The 17,421-nt window shown below is 70.4% G+C and carries 7 protein-coding genes; all 7 read right to left on the bottom strand.

The features are described from left to right. Nucleotides 1–22: 22 nt before the first annotated feature. The 7 genes from ACWD4G_RS02910 to ACWD4G_RS02880 all read right to left on the bottom strand — a co-directional run bounded on the left by ACWD4G_RS02910 (nucleotide 23) and on the right by ACWD4G_RS02880 (nucleotide 17,366). The gene (locus tag ACWD4G_RS02910) at nucleotides 23–952 is read right to left on the bottom strand and encodes a hypothetical protein (protein ID WP_451290369.1); all 930 of its coding nucleotides are present in this window, start codon (nucleotides 950–952) and stop codon (nucleotides 23–25) included. Nucleotides 953–1,276: 324 nt separating this feature from the next. Beyond that, nucleotides 1,277–2,383 (bottom strand): peptide chain release factor 2, encoded by a 1,107-nt coding sequence (gene prfB, locus ACWD4G_RS02905; protein WP_451290368.1) that lies wholly within the window; start codon nucleotides 2,381–2,383, stop codon nucleotides 1,277–1,279. Nucleotides 2,384–2,600: 217 nt separating this feature from the next. Then, entirely contained in the window at nucleotides 2,601–3,137 is a 537-nt protein-coding gene (locus ACWD4G_RS02900) for a hypothetical protein (RefSeq protein ID WP_451290366.1), read from the bottom strand. After that, a complete protein-coding gene (locus tag ACWD4G_RS02895) occupies nucleotides 3,137–9,643 on the bottom strand; it encodes an RHS repeat-associated core domain-containing protein (protein WP_451290365.1) in 6,507 nt (2,168 codons plus the stop codon). Before ACWD4G_RS02895 ends, ACWD4G_RS02900 begins: the two co-directional genes overlap by 1 nt. A 150-nt stretch (nucleotides 9,644–9,793) precedes the next feature. Continuing rightward, nucleotides 9,794–13,570: a LamG domain-containing protein gene (locus ACWD4G_RS02890; RefSeq protein ID WP_451290364.1), complete on the bottom strand. Its 3,777-nt coding sequence runs from the start codon at nucleotides 13,568–13,570 to the stop codon at nucleotides 9,794–9,796. 526 nt (nucleotides 13,571–14,096) lie between these two features. After that, nucleotides 14,097–15,329 carry a serine/threonine-protein kinase gene (locus tag ACWD4G_RS02885; protein ID WP_451290363.1) on the bottom strand — a complete coding sequence of 411 codons (1,233 nt, stop codon included), beginning with the start codon at nucleotides 15,327–15,329 and terminating at the stop codon, nucleotides 14,097–14,099. 273 nt (nucleotides 15,330–15,602) lie between these two features. Then, nucleotides 15,603–17,366 (bottom strand): protein kinase domain-containing protein, encoded by a 1,764-nt coding sequence (locus tag ACWD4G_RS02880; protein WP_451290362.1) that lies wholly within the window; start codon nucleotides 17,364–17,366, stop codon nucleotides 15,603–15,605. Nucleotides 17,367–17,421: the final 55 nt, after the last annotated feature.

Below are 17,421 nucleotides of genomic sequence, written 5' to 3'. Positions count from 1 at the left end.
GTCGGCTGTCCGCGCGGAACGCTTACGCGGCCGCGCCGCGGCCGGCCATCAGACGCGGCAGCAGACGGAAGCCGATACCGCCGGCGATCATCGTGGCCGCGCCGACCAGCAGGAACGTGGTCTCGGCGGCACCCGTCTCGGCCAGCTCGCCGCCGTTGCCGGTGCCCTGGGCCTCGGTCTCGGAACCGGTGTCGGTCAGCGCGGAGGAGCCCTCCTGCTGGACGACCTCGTCGTTGCCGCCGTCGGGGTCGGTGCCGGAGCCACCGTCCGTCGAGCCGCCATCGGTCGAGGAACCGCCGGAGGTCGTGGAACCGCCGTCGCTGGAACCGCCCGAGGTGGAGGAACCGCCGCCGTTGCCGGTGCCGTTGGAGGTGCCGTTGGAGGTGCCGTTGGAGGTGGCACCACCGTTGCCGGTGCCGTTGGAGGTGGCACCGCCGTTGGAGCTGGAGCCGCCGTCGGTGGTCGCCCCACCATCGGTCGTGGCGCCACCGTCGGTGGTCGCGCCACCGTCCGTGGTCGCCCCGCCATCGGTCGTGGCACCGCCGTCCGTGGTCGCCCCACCGTCCGTCGTGGCGCCACCGTCGGTGGTCGCGCCACCATCCGTGGTCGCCCCGCCATCGGTCGTGGCACCGCCGTCCGTGGTCGCCCCACCGTCCGTCGTGGCACCACCGTCGGTGGTCGCGCCACCATCCGTGGTCGCCCCACCGTCGGTCGTGGCACCACCGATGCTGGTCGCGCCGATGATGGTGTTGTCACCGGTGGTGCCGCCGTCGGTGTTCCCGGTGTTGACCGAGGCGTCGACGTTGGCGGAGACGCCGTTATCGGTACCGACCCCGATGCCGACGTTGAGGTCGAGTGCGGAAGCGGCACCCGCGGCGGTCAGTGACGCGCCTGCGGCGATCACGGCACCCGCGGCTATACGCGCCACACGGACCCGTGTCTTCTTCGTCATATGGCTGCTACCCCCAGTAGCTCTTCAGTAGATGGAGCAGCGCCCGGGGCCGCGATCAACAGGGGAAGTGGCTTCGCTTCTACGACCCCCGGTTCACATGCGCCCCAGTAATGCGCATGCCACGCGCCAGCCTTCCCAGTTTTCTCAGCAACGTCAAGGTCGTTGCGTACGCGATGTCCCGTTCCACAGGGTTTGACCATGGTGAAGGGATGTGGTTGTGACGTAAAACCCAGACAACCCCACGCACACAAGGCAACTACCGACCAGGGGGCGGCAGTTGCCTTGTCGACAAAGAGCTGTTTGCGCCGGGCGCGTGGACCCCTACTACTTCTCCTGCTGCTTGCGCCAGCGAATTCCGGCCTCCAGGAAGCCGTCGATCTCGCCATTGAACACGGCTTCGGGGTTACCGACTTCGTAGTTGTTCCGGAGGTCCTTGACCATCTGGTACGGGTGCAGGACGTACGAACGCATCTGGTTGCCCCAGGAGTTGCCCCCGTCGCCCTTGAGCGCGTCGATCTTGGCCTGCTCGTCCTGGCGGCGCCGCTCAAGCAGCTTGGCCTGGAGGACGTTCATCGCGGTGGCCTTGTTCTGGATCTGCGACCGCTCGTTCTGGCAGGAGACGACGATGCCGGTGGGCAGGTGGGTGAGGCGGACCGCCGAGTCGGTGGTGTTGACGCCCTGGCCGCCGGGCCCGGAGGACCGGTAGACGTCGACCCGCAGCTCGGACTCGTCGATCTCGATGTGGTCGGTCTGCTCGACCACGGGCAGGATCTCGACACCCGCGAAGGAGGTCTGGCGGCGGCCCTGGTTGTCGAAGGGCGAGATCCGCACCAGCCGGTGGGTGCCCTGCTCCACGGAGAGCGTGCCGTAGGCGTACGGCGCCTGCACGGCGAAGGTGGTCGACTTGATGCCGGCCTCTTCCGCGTACGACGTCTCGTAGACCTCGGTCTTGTAGCCGTGCTGCTCGGCCCAGCGCAGGTACATGCGCTGGAGCTTCTCGGCGAAGTCGGCGGCGTCGACGCCACCGGCCTCGGCACGGATGTTGACCAGGGCCTCACGGGCGTCGTACTCGCCGCTCAGCAGGGTCCGGACTTCCATCTCGTCCAGCGCCTTCCTGACAAGGGCGAGCTCTGCCTCGGCCTCGGCGCGGGTGTCCGGGTCGTCCTCCTCCTCGGCCATCTCGAAGAGGACGGCGAGGTCGTCGATACGACCGCGGAGCGCCTCGGCCTTCCGCACCTCCGCCTGGAGGTGGGAGAGCTTGCTGGTGATCTTCTGCGCCTCGTCGGGGTTGTCCCACAGGGACGGCGCGGCCGCCTGCTCCTCTAGCACAGCGATGTCTGCCCTCAGCTTTTCGAGGTCCAGGACGGCCTCGATCGACTCCATGGTCGAGGAGAGGGACTTCAGCTCTTCGGATACATCGACGACTGCCACAGGTCCAGCCTAACGGCTCCGCCGGGTGACCATGATGGGGTGCCCTCGGGCCGGGGCGGCAGCCGGCGTTCGTGCGGAGTTGTTCGGCTGCGGGTGGGTGGGGGCTGGTCGCGCCCACGCGGCGGAGCCGCATATCGATACAGCCCCGCGCCCCTGACAGAAGCGGGGGCGCGGCCCCCCGCTTCTGTCATCGGGCCGCAGGCCCCCACCTCGGCCCTCAGCCTCCGACCACTGTCCCCTCGTCCTCGGTTCTCCTCGGGTTGATGGTGTCGAAGAGGACCCTGTTGGAAGCGCGGTCGAAGTAGAACGTCGCGGTGTACAGGCCGGCCGTGATCTCCTCGTTCACCTCGGGGCTGGTCAGCCACTCGGTTTTCCCGGTGACGGAACCGCTGAGGGGATCAGGGATGTCCTCGGGCTGGGCCTTCTCGAAGGTCCTGTCCGGGGCGTCGAGGACGGTCTTCATGGCCTCGGCCGTCGTCTCGAAGTAGCCGACCATCCTGATGTCGCTCGGGCCGGGGGCGCGGGACGGGTCGGTCGTGAGGTTCATCGCGCACCATTCGGTGGTGATGACCTCGCCCAGCGCGGAGAAGCGGTCGGCGACCTGCTGGGTGGTGTCACGGATCTCGCAGCCCGCCGAGGCGCTGTCCGTCCCGGGGGCGGACCCCTGCGGTTCCGAGGAACCGCAGGAGCCCACCGAGAGGATCGCGGCGGCGACGAGCGCGCCCTTGAGTGCGGCGCCGGTTCGGGCTCCCACTAGCGGCCTCCGCCGGAGACGGACGTGGAGCCCAGGATGTCGCCGCGCCGCCAGGTGACCTCACGGGTGACCGTCCCTCGGCTGATGAAGGGCTTGGCCCAGCCGAGGGTGGCGAATCTGCCGTTGACCTCGTCGGGGGTTCCGCTCGCGATGTCGCTCATCCCCTTGTTGAAGTCGTAGCGGTCCTTGGAGCGGATGGTGATCCGCATGGTGAAGGAGTCACCGCTGGTCTTCACGGAAGCGCTTCCCCAGATCTTGTGCTCGCCGATGGCCTTCTGCCAGTTCTCGGTCTCCGGGTAGTGGCTGCCGCCGACGTTGGTCGCCTTGCCCGTGATGTCGAAGGTCGACTTCTTGTTGCTCTTCTGGATCTTCTCGGCCCAGGTCTGGGCCAGCGCGATCTCCTCGTCCACCGCCGCGCGAATCCCCTTGTCCTGGTCGTACGCCTTCTCGTAGTCGAGTTCCGCGTCCAGCCCGCTGCCGCCCATGTAGTGCGCGTACATGGCGACCGCGTCGCTCAGGTTGCCGTCCTCGGCCCCGAACGTGTCGCAGGCGCTGATCCAACTGCACCAGAAGGCACCGGTGTTCTTGCCCTGCCACTTGAGCCAGGCAGTGTAGTCACTCGCCGTGGCCTCGGCGCTGGGGTCGTAGGGGAAGTCGTCCTTGTAGTAGACGTAGGGCTCCTGGGCGCTGCCCACGACGTAGTGGCCCGTGCCGCCGGAGCCGGAGGCTGTGCCTGAGCTGCTCTGGCCTCCGCCCCCACTCCTGCTGCGGGGGGTCTTCGTCTTGGAGGTGACGGGCTTGCCGCCGACGCACTTGATCTCGCCGGTGTGGCACTCCATGAGGATCTGGCCGGTCGGGTCGCTGAAGGTGGCCGGGTTGTTGGCCGCGTAGGCGTAGCCGCTCATGGTCTGCGGCTTGTCCGACTCCAGCGCGGGGTCGACGCTGATGAACTGGCCGATCCCGGGGTCGTACTCGCGAGCCGCGATATGGGTCAGCCCGGTCGTGTCGTCCGTCGTCTTGCCGAGGAAGCCCTTGTCGGTGGGCCAGTCGCCTCCCGTGGTGGTGCCGCGTTCCGCGCCGAAGGGCGTCGTACGGCGCTTGATCACTGCCTGGGTGTCGGCGGTGAGGGCGAGGCTCTGGGTGCCGTGGTGGTCACCGGCGAGGTAGAAGAGCTTGTTGCCGCCGGACTCGTTGCTGCGGACGGCGACCGTGAGGTCTCCGGAGCCGTAGGTGCGCTGGGCCCACATGGTGCCGTCGGCCCGCAGGTGGAGTTCGGTGGCTCCGGCGTACAGGACGCGTTCGCCGCCGGAGGTGGCGCGGATCAGCAGGGTGCCCTCGGCGTCGTAGAGGTAGTCGGTCGCCTTGGTGCCCTCGGTGATCTTGGCCAGTTTGCCCTCGTCGGACCAGTCGAGGTCCTGGGCGGCCGTCTCACCGGGCCTGCTGTCGGTGTTGCCGGCCTCGTCGTGGCCGTAGACCTCGTCGGGCGCGGCGCAGTCGGCGTCGGTGCTGGTGCCGGTCAGGGCGTGCGGCTTGTCCCCCTCGTAGCAGTAGGTGGTCGTGGTGGTGGCGGACGTGGTGTGCGTGGTCTCGCCGGTGCGCTGGCCGGCCGCGTCGTAGGTGTAGCTGGTCCAGTACGGTGCGGGACCGGACAGGCTGGAGGCACTGCGGGTGTCGGCGCAGTTCTGGGAGGCCGGGGTCCAGGCCTCGGTCATCCGGCGGTGTCCGTCGTAGGCGTAGCACTGGGTCTCCGCCGCGCTGCTGCCGCCGAGGGTGGCGGGGTCGGCGATGGAGGTGACGTTGCCGGCCTGGTCGAAGGCGTAGTTGAGGTCCTGCAGCATGTACGGGTGGGTCTGGTCCGTGACATGGCTGCGGGTCAGCCGCCCGGTGCCCTCCTCGTAGGTGTTGGTGACGTAGGCCTTCTTGTGCGCCTCGGTGTTCGCGACCCCCAGGGTCAGCTGCTGGGCCTGGCCGAGGGCGGAGTAGGCGACGTCCAGCAGATAGCCGGTGCTGCCGCTGATCGAGGTGACGTTGCCGAGGCCCGTGTACTCGTAGCCGACGGTCTCCGACGGCAGGCCGCCGAGTGCCGGTTCCTGGGTGTTCTGCAGGGTGCCGTTGATGTTGTAGTAGCTGGTGGACTCCAGGACGGACGGGGCGCCCGCCTTGACGAGCGGGTCGTCGGCGGGGAGTTCCAGCTTGGTGGCGACGGGGCGTGACTGGCTGTCGTAGGCGGTGATCGTCTTGGTGTACGCCGTGCCGGTCCTGCCGCCGACGTAGCGGGTGGACGAGGCCGGTTTGCCCTTGATGACGGTGTCGTAGGTGTGGGCGGTGAGCTGGTTGGCGTCGGTCTTCGACCCCGCCCAGGTGCCCGTGACCCGGCCGATCTCGTCGTAGGCGGTCAGGATGCTCCTGCCGCGCGCGTCCGTCGCCTCGATCGCCTGGTCGAGGGCGTTGTACTCGGTCTCGGCCTTGCCCTTGTCCGGGTCGTCGACGTCGACACGGCGGCCGAAGAGGTCGTAGCCGTAGGTCCACGCGGAGCCGTCGGCGCCGGTGATCGACTTCTCCTTGTCGTCCAGCGTGTAGCCGAACTTCACGGACGCGTACGCCGTCCCGGGGCCGGTGCCGAAGTCGGCGTCGGCCGGGCTGGTCCCCTCGTACTCACGGGTCTCGACGGTACGGCCGCGGGCGTCGGTGACGGTCCGCAGGGCGCTGCCGCCCTGGAGCGCGGTGGTGGCGGTGGAGTCACCGGTGTGGCTCGTGGTGGTGGTCCACTTCTTCACCCCGTAGACGTACAGGGTGCTGGCGGTGGTCCGCTCGGCGCCGTCGTAGACCGTTTCCGTCTGCTTGGGCGCCTCGCCGTACTCGGCGCGCGTGTAGGTGCCGTTCGGGGTGCTGGTGCTGTCGAAGATCTCCTCGTAGGTCTCGTAGGCGAGGCCACGGCTGTCGTAGCGGGTGTCGGTCAGCAGGCGTCCGCCCTGGGGGCTCGGCGCCTGGGTCTGCAGCTTGCGCAGCAGGGCGTCGTAGATCTCGTAGGTGGTGTTGTAGGTCTCGCCGTCGGCCTTGAGCGTCGAGGTCGACACCGAGGAGGGCTCGGTGTTGCTGAGGTGGTAGGCGAAGGTGCCGTTGGCGCTCTGGTCGGCGGCCCGGTTCCGGTTGGGCAGCCATACGGCGGTGAGCCGGCCGAGCGCGTCGTAGGTGAACTCCGTCTTCTTGGCGTTCGCGTCGTAGCTGCGGTCGGCCTGGCCGCGCCTCGGGTCCAGGTAGTTGATGGTCCGGTGGCCCTTGGCGTTGGTGGTGACGGTCCTGGTCGGGGGTCCCGCGTCGGTCGGGGTGTACGCGGTGGTGGTCGCGTTGCCCGCCGAGTCGGCGGTGGAGAGGGTGCGGCCCAGGGTGTCGTAGGTGGTGGTGCCGGTGGTCTGCCAGCCCGTGGGCGGGCGCTGGCCGTCCGTCGCCGTCGTCGGGTAGCCGGTGGCGCGTCCGCTCCAGGTCGCCGCGCCCTTGGTGGGCTGCTGGTTCTCGCTCCAGGCGGTGGCGGTCGGGCTGTCGTAGACGGTGGCGGAGTCGGACAGGATGTCGCCGCGTGTCCCGGAGTCCGCCGGCAGGCTCAGGTTCGCGTCGGTGACGGAGCAGGAGCGGCCGACGGTACGCACCCGTGAGGTGAGGCTGGTGATGCCGGCGTCGGCGTTGCGGGCGTACCAGGTGCGGGTGCAGGTCTGGTCGCCGCCCTTGCCGACCTCACCGGAGTCGTCGACGGTGACGGCCATGCCGTAGGAGTCGAAGCCGGTGGTGGTCGCGCGGGCCCGCCAGGTCTTGGGGCCGGTGAGATAGGTGTGGGTGGTGGTCTGCTCGGTCCGTACGAAGCGGGCCACGGCGTCGGAGGCGTCGGGCACGTCCTGGCGGGCGGTCTCCTTGGACCACGGGTCGTTGACGGTCACGGTGACGGGGGTGGAGCCGTTGTAGGTGACCTCCTCGCGCAGCTGTCCGCCGTACTGCTCGCTGTCGGTGGTCGAGGCGATGCCGAGGTCGGGGGCGGTGAGCGGGGCGAGGGTGACGGACTTGGTGGTGCCGTCCTTCTTCTTGTCGCCGTTCATGCCCTGGAGGTAGAGCGAGACGGTCTTGGACCGGGTGACGTCGGTGGCCCCGGTGTAGGAGGTCACCTGGCGGTAGCCGCGCCAGTCGGACCAGGTCCGCTCGTCCTCGGGGGTCAGGGGGTCGTCGTTGTGGCGCCAGGCCGCGCCCTCGTACGCGTAGGAGTGCTCGACGGCGTCGTTCTGGCCGGCCGGGTCGGAGACGACCACGGCGAGCACCCGGTACTTGTGGAACCAGTCCACGGACGCCTCGGAGCCGCCGTTGATGTTCCAGTACTGCGGGTAGCAGGAGCGGGTGTTGGTGTCCTCGGCGGCGTCCACGACCTCGCTGCGCACACACTCCGGCGAGGACAGCGTCACCGTGGTGATCGCGCCCGTCTCGGAGGTGATCGTCGACAGTCGGGGGCGGGTCAGCGGCAGGATGTCGTCGACGCCGTCCACCCGGTTCGGCCGCATCTGGTAGGTGAAGGACAGCGGGTCCAGGGCGATGTCGGTGCCCGCCTTGCCGGTGCGCTTGATCGAGGTCAGCGTCAGCGTCTGGTCGCTGGAGTCGCCGATGTCCCCGCCGTCCAGGTACTTCTGGGTCAGCGCCCAGGAGTCCACGGCCGCGTAGGCGCTGGTGGCGGCGGACCAGGAGTAGGTGTTGATGTCCGTCAGGCGCTTGCGGGTGAAGAAGGACGGGGCGGAGGTCTTGCAGTCCTCCTCGTCGGCGCCGCTGGCGCAGATCGCGTCGAAGGGCACGTCCGGCCAGTTCTCCGCGGTGTCCTCGGTCAGTTCGGCGCAGTCGGAGGCGGTGCAGCGCTCGGCGTAGGAGAAGGTCACCTTGGCGTCGGCGTCATCGGTGAACAGCGCGCCCTTGCGCAGACCGTACTTGATCTCCTTGAGGTAACCGCCGCGCGTGTAGGAGGCGTTGGCGGTGGTCGCCTTGTTCTTCTTGTAGTGGTTGGTCTCCTTGGCGTACCAGTAGGTGGCGGCGTTGCCGTGGGTGTCGACGACGTGGTCGAGGTTCCACCGCCAGGCCTGGGTCACGTCCCGGTCGCCGAAGGAGTCACCGGCGTCGTAGCCGGGTTCGCCGGAGTCGTCGCCGAAGACGGGCACGGTCCAGGTGGAGTTGGTGCGCTCGTCGCCGGCGCCGTCGAGCTTGTCCAGGCCGAAGACGTACTTGGTGCCGTCGCCGGTGATGACGGTCCAGTGCTCGCCGTTGTTGTCGCCGTTGTCCGCGCCGGTGTCACGGATCACCTTCGAGGCGTCGTCGTCCTTCAGCCGCCACTCGCCCGAAGTGCCGTCCTTGACCAGCTGGTTGCTCTTGCCGTTCAGCACCAGCCGGGCGTTGTCGTACTTCCAGCACTGGTCGAAGACGTCCTCATGGCCGTCCTGGTCACAACTGCCGTACGAGCGCTCGATGTAGGACTCCGTCAGCGCGAAGCCCTCACCCACCGTGGTGCTCTGGTTGTTCGTCGACGCGGTGCGCCCGTCGATGCCGCCCGAGTCGTACGACAGCGAGAGCCCGGGCACCGGTCCGGCCGCGGCGGGCGGCATCGTGAAGTCGTACGACCAGGTGAAGGAGCCGGAGCTGCCGCCCGCCTCCCACTTGGAGGACTCCGCCAGGGGGGTCGCCGTGTAGGTGCCGAGGCCGGAGGGCGACTCGCCCGTGGCGGCCGTCGCGGTGACCGCGAGCACGGAGGCGGATGTCTCGGCGAGCTGCGTCGACATACCGTTCTCGGCCTCGGCCACCGGCACCCGCGCGGAGACGGTCTGGTCCGATGTGTCGTTGCGGGACTTCAGCGGCCTCTGCTCGCGGCACTCCGCCTTCTCCGGGGTGGTCAGCGCACAGGAGGGAAGCCGCACCAGGCCCAGCCGCTGGGCCCAGCCGCCGCCCACCGCGCCGGCGAAGCCGCTGTAGTCGACGCTCAGATCGACGGAGCCGGCGGCGCTCGCCTCGACGGACAGCAGCACACCGAGGACGCCGGCCTTGTCCGCCGCCTTCTGGTCCAGCACCGAGACATGTGCCTCGGTCCCGTCCCCGGCCAGCGCCTTGGACTCGGGGGTGACGGCCAGCGGCAGACCGCCGGGCGAGGCCTCACCCTTGCCGTCGGCCGTCAGCTCCACGGTCGCCTCGCCCGCCTTCGGCCAGGCCGTCTCCCGCTCGGCCCGTGCCTTCTCGGCCTGCCGGGCGTTGGCCTTCTTGTCCTCGGCGACCTTCTGCCGGGCCTTCTTCGCGCCCTGCCCAAAGACCGCCTTGACCTTGCTCACCCGCTGCTCGGGCACATCGGGACGGCCCAGGCCGCCGGTTTTCGCCTGGGCGAGAGGAGCGAGCCCCGTCGGTACCACGAGCGACAGCGCGAGGACGGCCGCCAGTGACCATGGTCTGTGCCAGCCCACCCTCTCCGCCCGGCTCTTTCCGATCACGTCGAATGACATGGTTGATGAACCCCCGTTCGGATGAAGTCCGTGATCCGGAATGCCGAGGGCACTCCGGGAAGAAGACCGCGCGGCCGGTGACGGCCGCACGTGCGCGGCGCGCGGGAGGTGAGTGCGGGCGGTGTACGCCACCGCCCGCACTCACCCGGCTCAGTCGCCGACCTGGTAGTCGATCTGGTCGGAGCCGGCCATCGCGCCCGCCCAGAGCCGTACTTCCGCCACGCGTGCGGGCAGATAGTGCTTCCACGCGCCGTCGGTGAAGCCCTTGCCGATGGCGAAGTCACCGGTGCCGAGCTTGACGGTGAACGCCGTGTCGTCGCCGTTCTGGTTGTGGCCCAGATAGAGGCTGATCGTCCCGGTCAGGGAGTCGTACAGACCGGTGAGCCGTACGGGGCTGTCCAGGGCCGCGGCCTCGTCGGACGCCACCGAGGAGAACGTTCCGTCGGCGTTCAGCCGGCCGAAGTGCCAGACACCGACCGGAACCGTGCGTTCCTCCAGGGTCTCCTCGTCGAGCACCGTGTCCTTGCCGGTCAGCTTGAACCAGAAGCCCCAGGCCGAGCCGTCCTCCGTGCGCTGCCCGAGGACCTGGCCGGTGTAGCCGACGTCCTTGCTCGCGAGTTCGGTGGCGTCGAGGGTCACCAGTGTCGACACCGTGAACGGCGCGTGGTCGTACACGAGCGGCCCCGGCGCGGTCGCCGAGTCGTCCGTGCCGTCCAGGACGATCTCCCCGTCGTCCAGCGCGGCCCCGCCCGAGAGCGTGAGGCTGCGGCCGTACCCGGAGGTGGTGTCGGGCACGGTGGTGCCGCTGCCCAGGTCGGCCTTCCAGTCCGCCACCAGTTCGGCGCCGGCGAACCCGTCGGAGACGAGCAACTGCGCCTCGGTGACGATCTCCTTGGGCGTGAGCACCCGCTGCCAGACGGCGACCTCGTCGATGGAGCCCGGGAACTGGTAGACGTAACTGCTGGCGCCGTTCTGCAGACGGCCGAACTGCATCGGTTCGGTGGACTCGTACGAGCCCTCCACCGTGACGGCACCGCGCTGGAGACGACCGTCGACATAGAACTTCAGCTCCCCCGTGGCGGGGTCGTACGACCCGGCCAGGTGCGTCCACACCCCGGTCTGGGCGGCGTAGACGGCGGCGACCCCGGAGTAGCCGGTGTTGTCGGGCTTGCGGATGCCGAAGTACCAGGTCTTGGAGTTGCCCGAGTACCAGAAGGCGAACGGCGTGCCGTCCGGGCCGCGTTGGGCCAGAACGGTGGCGTAGGCGTCGGTCTCGTCCAGCCGCACCCAGGACGACAGGGTGAACGCCGAGCGGGTCTCCAGGACGGGCGCGCTCGTCTGCGCGTACCCGGTGGTCCCGTTCAGGGACAGGCCCTTGTCGGTGACCGGTTCCTCCAGGGGGACCCCCTGGGTGTCGTGGGTGATCAGCCCGCGGCGTCCCCGGTCGTCGCGGACGGCGGAGCCGCCCAGGGTGGCGTCGTCGGAGCCGTCGGCGGTGGCGGAGTCCACGGCGGCGCCGCTCGCCTCGTCGAAGTGCCAGCGGCCGACGGGGCCTTCACCGGCGGCGACGAGGAAGTCCACCGCGTTCTGCGCGCCCCACCGGCCCACGTCGTCCTTGGCGCGTACGTACACGCTGTGGGTGCCCGACCGCTCCGGCACGATGTCCGCCGTGGCCGTCGCCCCCTTGATCTCGGACGACCAGGCGTCCGCGCTGGAGAGCTTGTACTGGTAGGCCACGTTGTTGGCGTCACCGGTGGCCGGGGTGAACGTGAACTTGCCCGATGTGCCGGGGCCGCCGCCCGCGGCGCAGGCGTTGGTGGTGCACTCGCTGTACGGTGCGGCGATCGAGATTCCGGGCGCCTTGGGCGCGGTCGGGTCGACCTTGAAGTAGCACCAGCCGGTCGTCGAGGCGTTCGACGGCCCCGCGAGATAGCTGTCACCGCCGTTGTAGTACGAGCGCACCCAGGCCCGGTACCGGTACACCTTGCCCTCGGTCAGCGTGGACCAGGACTTCGTCAGCTTCACGCCGTCGCCCGCGTAGCCGCTGGACGGGGCGAGGTCACCGTTGCCGGCCGTGGTGTCCGACCAGGTGCCGTCGGTGTTCTTGTGGTCGAGGTCGTAGGCGACGCGCAGCTGGGCGTCCTTCTCGCCGCCGGCGGCGGTCTGCGCGGTCGCCGTCAGCGCGGGGGTGGGGTCAGAGACGACCGCCGGGTCCGACTCGGTCGTCTCGCACACCGTGCCCGAGCCGGTGACCAGGCCGATACCGGTGGGCTTGGCCGGCAGACCGACGAAGTCGACGGCCAGCACGGCGTCGTTCTTGAACCGCTTCCACGCCGCCGTGTCCGTCTCGTCATGGGCCTTGAGCATCAGCGTCAGCCGGGAGAACTTGCCCGCCGCGAAGTTCCGCACCGTCGGGGTCAGGTTCTCGTTCGTCTCCTCGGGGTTGTCGTTGAACTCGATGGGCGCGTCCGGCGAGTCCGGGTCGCACAGCGAGCCCCGCCCGGCCGACACATGCCGGTCACCCATCAGGTCGAGGTGCGCGGGGCGCGAGGACCAGGTGGTCGAGGAGGAGATGTTGTTCGTGCGCACCAGGTCCACCCAGCGCGGGTCGCACTGGAACGCCCACGGCTCGGTCACCCGGAACGTGGCGTCCAGGACGTGCTTGCCCTTCAGGCTCGCGGGCGAGAACTCGAAGTACAGCCGCTGCACATACCCCGGCCCGCAGTAGTAGCCGTTCCAGGTACCGCACTCGCCGACGCCCTTGCCCAGGTCGTCGTCGCCGTTGCCCCAGCCGTACGACTCATAGCCGTCGCTGCGCAGCAGGGTCCGCTCGGACTCGCCCCAGGTCACCGTCGGGTCGATGAACAGCGGGAACGCCGACTCCTCGGTACCGGTGAGCATCTCGCCGTCCGGGATCACCGACAGCGCGTCCTCGGAGAGCTTCACATCCATCCTGGCGACCTTGTCCCCGGCGCGGGGCTCGGTGCCGTCGGGTGTCCCGGCCGCGTCGGCGGCCTTCGGCCCCTCCGCGTCGGTGGCGGCCGGGGCGGCGAGCGCCGCCCGGACGGTACGCGCCCCGGTCGCCGTCGCGGCGGTCGTGGCACCGGCGGTCGTGGCACCGGCGGTCGTCGGGTCGGCCTCCGTCACATCGGCGGTCGTCGCATCGCCGGTCGTCGTACCGGTCGCGTCCTCGGCCGGGGCGTCGGTCTCGTCGGCGTCCGTGCCGGCGGAGTCCCACATCTGCGCGGGCGGGGCGCGGAAGACGCGGTTGCCGGCCGAGTCGACGGCGGTGAGGTTGCCCGCCTCGCCCTTGACCAGCCGGAGCCCGTCGGCCTTCAGGGGGTAGTCGATCCGCTCCAGACTCGCGTTCTCGGCGGCCTCGGGCGTCTTGACCACCAGTACGTGCCGGAAGCCCTCGACCGACGCGGTGACCTTGAGGTCGACCCCGGGCAGGACCTCCTCGTAGAGCGCGCTCGTACCGTCCAGCCGGGGCTCGGGGAGCTTGCCCTCCCAGCCCAGCCGCAGGGACCGTCCGCCCTCCGCGATCTTCACCAGTGGTGTGTCGTCACCGCCGCCGGAGAACTCCATCTCCACGGCGGCGGCCTTCGGCGCGATGGTCCCGTCGGAGCGCATCTCCAGGGTCGCGTCCGGTGTCCGCCAGCCACCGCCCGGCTTCAACACCCGTACCGGAACGGCGGATTCTTCGAGGGTGAAGGAGTAGCCGTCCGGATTCGCGTACACGGTCGTCCGCTCCGACCGCTCGCCGAGGACCTCGACCCGCTTGCCCGACTCCTTGGCCTCCGCCAGCGCCTTCTGCCCCTCCGACTGCTCGGCGGGCGGTTCCTCCGCCACGGCCTCCGATGCGGCGGAACCCAGGCCCAGCCCCAGCGCGGGCACCGCGGTCAGTACCGCGAACGCGGTCACCATGGACGCGAGCGAGCGTCCCCGTCTGCCATCGGCGCCGTCAGCGCGGCGCCGTCGTCCCCATCTCACAAGTCCCCCATGCTGGATTGTTCGAGACATGACATGACGGCGGCTCGCAGATGCCGCGGGTCAGCACATCCGAACGTCATTGACCACACAGAGACGCATCACACCGGACACAGCCGCGTCAGAGCGCACAGAACCCGTGCCGGGGCGCAGCCCTGACGCATCCGTGATGCGTCCACACGAAAAGGCGCGTCTACTCCTGGACCTGCGCCGGCTCTCCATCGGGCAGTTCCGCCCGGCCATCCGGTGCGACCACCTGTGCGATCGGTGTCGCTCCCAGCGCTCTCGACGCAGACCCGGCCATCTCAAGTCCCCCTTCTGCCCGGGTAGTTCAGGGCACGACAGTTCTATGCCGAGGCTTTACGCCGCACAAACAACGCGTGGGATTTGTGATGCCAATGTGACTATTGAGCGGCGAACCATGTCACGCCATTTCACGTCACGGGGATGTCGATGGGTCACGTCACGGCGATGTCGGCGTGGAGTTCTTCGTGTCCGTGGACCCGCTGCCCGAGTCGTCTCCCGAGGTCGCCGCCCAGGTGCCCACACCCGCCGCGACCACCAGCGCGACCGCCGCGGCCCCGAGTGTGATCCGTCGGCGACGGGCCATCGCCCGACGGCGGGCCGAGCCCGGCCGGGGCGCCCCCGGGGCCCTGGGCACCCTCGCCGTCCCCCGCGCCCCACCCGCCAGCTCGTCCGGCCCGGGCACCCTCATCGACGTGTGCGTGTCACGGTTGGAGTCCGGCTTCGCCCCGGGCACCAGCGGTACGGCCCCTCGCCGCACCCGCTCCCTCGGCGCCACCGGCACGGTCTCCTCCTCGGCCGGCTCCTCCGTCTCCGACCCGGGCTCGTCGACGTCCAGCGGTGGCATCCCGGCCAGCAGCGGCAACTGCTCCCGCAGCCGCGCCGCCAGCTCCGAGGCGCGCAGACGCGAGGCCGGCGCCTTCGCCAGACACTGCACGAGGAGCTGCCACAGTTCCTCGGGAATGCCGGGGAGGGGAACCACGGTCTCGGTGACATGGCGGCGCAGCACGGCGCCGGGGTGTCCGCCGCCGAACGGGGTGAACCCTGCCAGCAGTTCGTACAGGACGGTCGCGAGCGCGTAGATGTCCACGGCGGCGCGCGGGGGCAGGCCCTCCACGATCTCGGGGGCGAGATAGTCGGGCGTACCGATGATCTTCGTCGCCCGGGTGCGGCGCGGAGAATCGATCAGCTTGGCGACGCCGAAGTCGGTGAGCAGCGCGCGATGGGCGCCGCCGGGGCCGAGGGGGCCCTGCATGTCGAGGAGGACGTTCTCCGGCTTGACGTCGCGGTGGACGATCCCGGCCGCGTGGGCCGCCGCGAGGGCGTCCGCGATGTCGGCGACTATGGCGACCGCCGCCTCGGGGGCCATCCGCCGCTCCCGGTCGAGGCGGGTACGCAGATCCGTGCCCCGGACGAGGTCCATGACGAGGGCGAGGTCGTTGCCGTCGACGACGAGGTCGCGTACGGAGACCACGTTCGGGTGGTCGAGGCCCAGGAGGGCGGTGCGCTCCTGGACGAAGCGGCCGACCAGCTCCTCGTCGGACGAGAGGTCCTCGCGCAGCAGCTTGATGGCGACGGGGCCCTCCGGTCCCTCACCCAGCCACACCGTGCCGGCGCTGCCCCGCCCCAGAATCTGGTTCGCGGTGTACCGGCTTCCGATCTTCCGTCCCAAGACTGCTCCTACAGGCCGCGTGTTGGCGACAAAGCTACGCGCCTGTGGGCCCAACCTTCACCGCCGGGACGGAAATCACCCGCCAGGTGTCGACAAATCCCCAACGTCAGCCTCCGGCGGGTAGCCGCGATTCTGGGGCTGCCGCCCCAGACCCTGCGGGGGGCATGGGGGGGCTGTGGGTCGTGTGTATGTGCGGGCTTTCTTGGGTTGCTCGCGCAGTTCCCCGCGCCCCTTTAGGGCGCGGGGTGTCCAGGCATGGGGACAGCGCGCCCCTTACTGGCCCGAGCCCCCGCCGCCTGGGCCGGTGCCGGAGTCTCCGGTCAGGTCGCTGATCCAGGTGCCGATGTCGCTTGCCCAGTCGGTCAGTTGGTCCCACCAGCTCTTGGTGGTGCCGATCCACTCCTGGAGGGGGGTGAACTCCCAGATCAGCCAGCCTCCGACGAAGAGGAGGACGATCATGAAGAGGCAGCCCTTGAGGCAGCCGAGGCCCGGGATCTTCATCGGGTTGGCGCTGCGTTGGCGGGGCTCACGCGGTGGCCGGGGCTCGCGCTGGGGGCGCGGGGCCGGCTGCTGGGGCTGCGGAGCGGGCGCGTACCGCTGCGGCTGCTGCTGGGGCGCGGGCGGGGGCGCGTACTGCTGTTGCTGCTGCGGGTAGCCGTAACCGGCGGCCCCGGCCTGCGGCGGACGCTGCTGGCGGCGCGGCGGTTGCTGCTGGGGCCTCGGCGGCTGCTGCGGGGCCTGGCGCTGGGGGCGGCGGCGGAGCGGGTCCTCGCTGGGGTCGAGGTACTGGACCTGGGTCTGTTCGTTGCGGTCGCGGGCGGCGCGGAGCTGGTTCTGCCAGGGGTGCGGTTCCTCCGGCGACTGCCCGCCCGGCTGGTGCGGCGGCACCGGCGGCATCACGGAGGTCGGGTCGCCGGCACCGGGGCGGCCGGTCTGCGGGAGTACGGCGGTGGGGTCGGCGGCACCCGGCGGCTGGGCCGCGCCGGAGGTGTGCGGGAGCACGCTGGTCGCCGCGTTCGGGTCGTACGCGCCCGGCGCACCGGCACCCGGGCCCGCGCCCTGAGGCAGGACCTGGGTCGGGTCGGCGGAGCCGAACGGCTCGGGGGTGCCCGGCACCTGGGCGGGCGCCGGGTCGGGGGCGAGGATGTGGCCCACGCCCTCGGCGGCGGCGATCTGCATGGAGTTGGCGTGCACCCCGACGCCCTCGGCGACGATGCGCAGGGCGCGCGCGAGGTTGACGGCGCTGGGGCGTTCCAGCGGGTTCTTGCGCAGACAGCGCTCGATGACCGTCCACAGCGGGTCGGGGACGGTGGAGGGGCGGCGCGGTTCGGCGCTGAGGTGCTGGTGGAGCACTTCGAGCGCGGACTGGCCGTTGAACGGCGGGCGCCCGGTGACCAGTTCGTACATCAGGATGCCGGCGCCGTAGATGTCGACGGCGGAGGTCTGCGGCTGCCCCTCGGCGGACTCGGGGGCGACGTAGGCGGGGGTGCCGACGAACTCGCTGGTCCGGGTGAGGCCGGGGGAGTCGGCGAGGCGGGCGATGCCGAAGTCGGTCAGCATCGGGTGCATCCGGTCGCCGTCCTGCATGAGCAGCACGTTGGCCGGCTTGAGGTCGCGGTGGACGACGCCGTCGGCGTGGCTGGCGGCGAGCGCGTCGGCGACCTGGGCGGTCAGGAGGGCCGCGGCGACCGGTGTGAACGGGCCGTTCTCGCGGAGGTAGCGGTGCAGATCGGGGCCGTCGACCAGGTCCATGACCAGGGCCAGGAGATCGCCCTCGACGACCAGGTCGCGCACGCGCACGATGTTCGGGTGGGTGAGGCGGAGCAGCACGGAACGTTCCCGCAGGAACCGCATCACGATGTCCGGGTCGCCGGCGAGCTCCTCCTTGAGGACCTTGATCGCCACGGTCTCGCCCGGGTGCCCCGGCACGGCCGCCTCGGCGCCCGCCGTCTCCCGCTGGCGGGCGCGCCAGACGGTGCCTGTGGCGCCGCGTCCCAGCGGCTCCTCAAGGAAGTACTTGCTCCCTACTGGCCGCACGTCATGCGCTCCCTGCTGCTTGCTTGCCTGGTGCCTGGTTCCCGGTGCTCGGTCT

It is taken from the genome of Streptomyces sp. NPDC002643, from assembly GCF_053592555.1.
This window is presented reverse-complemented; position numbering and strand designations above follow the sequence as displayed.

Excerpts from the sequence above, each read along its gene's own strand:
- ACWD4G_RS02910 (WP_451290369.1), bottom strand. The coding sequence starts at position 952 with ATGACGAAGAAGACACGGGTCCGTGTGGCGCGTATAGCCGCGGGTGCC.
- ACWD4G_RS02895 (WP_451290365.1), bottom strand. The coding sequence starts at position 9,643 with ATGTCATTCGACGTGATCGGAAAGAGCCGGGCGGAGAGGGTGGGCTGG.
- ACWD4G_RS02890 (WP_451290364.1), bottom strand. The coding sequence starts at position 13,570 with ATGGTGACCGCGTTCGCGGTACTGACCGCGGTGCCCGCGCTGGGGCTG.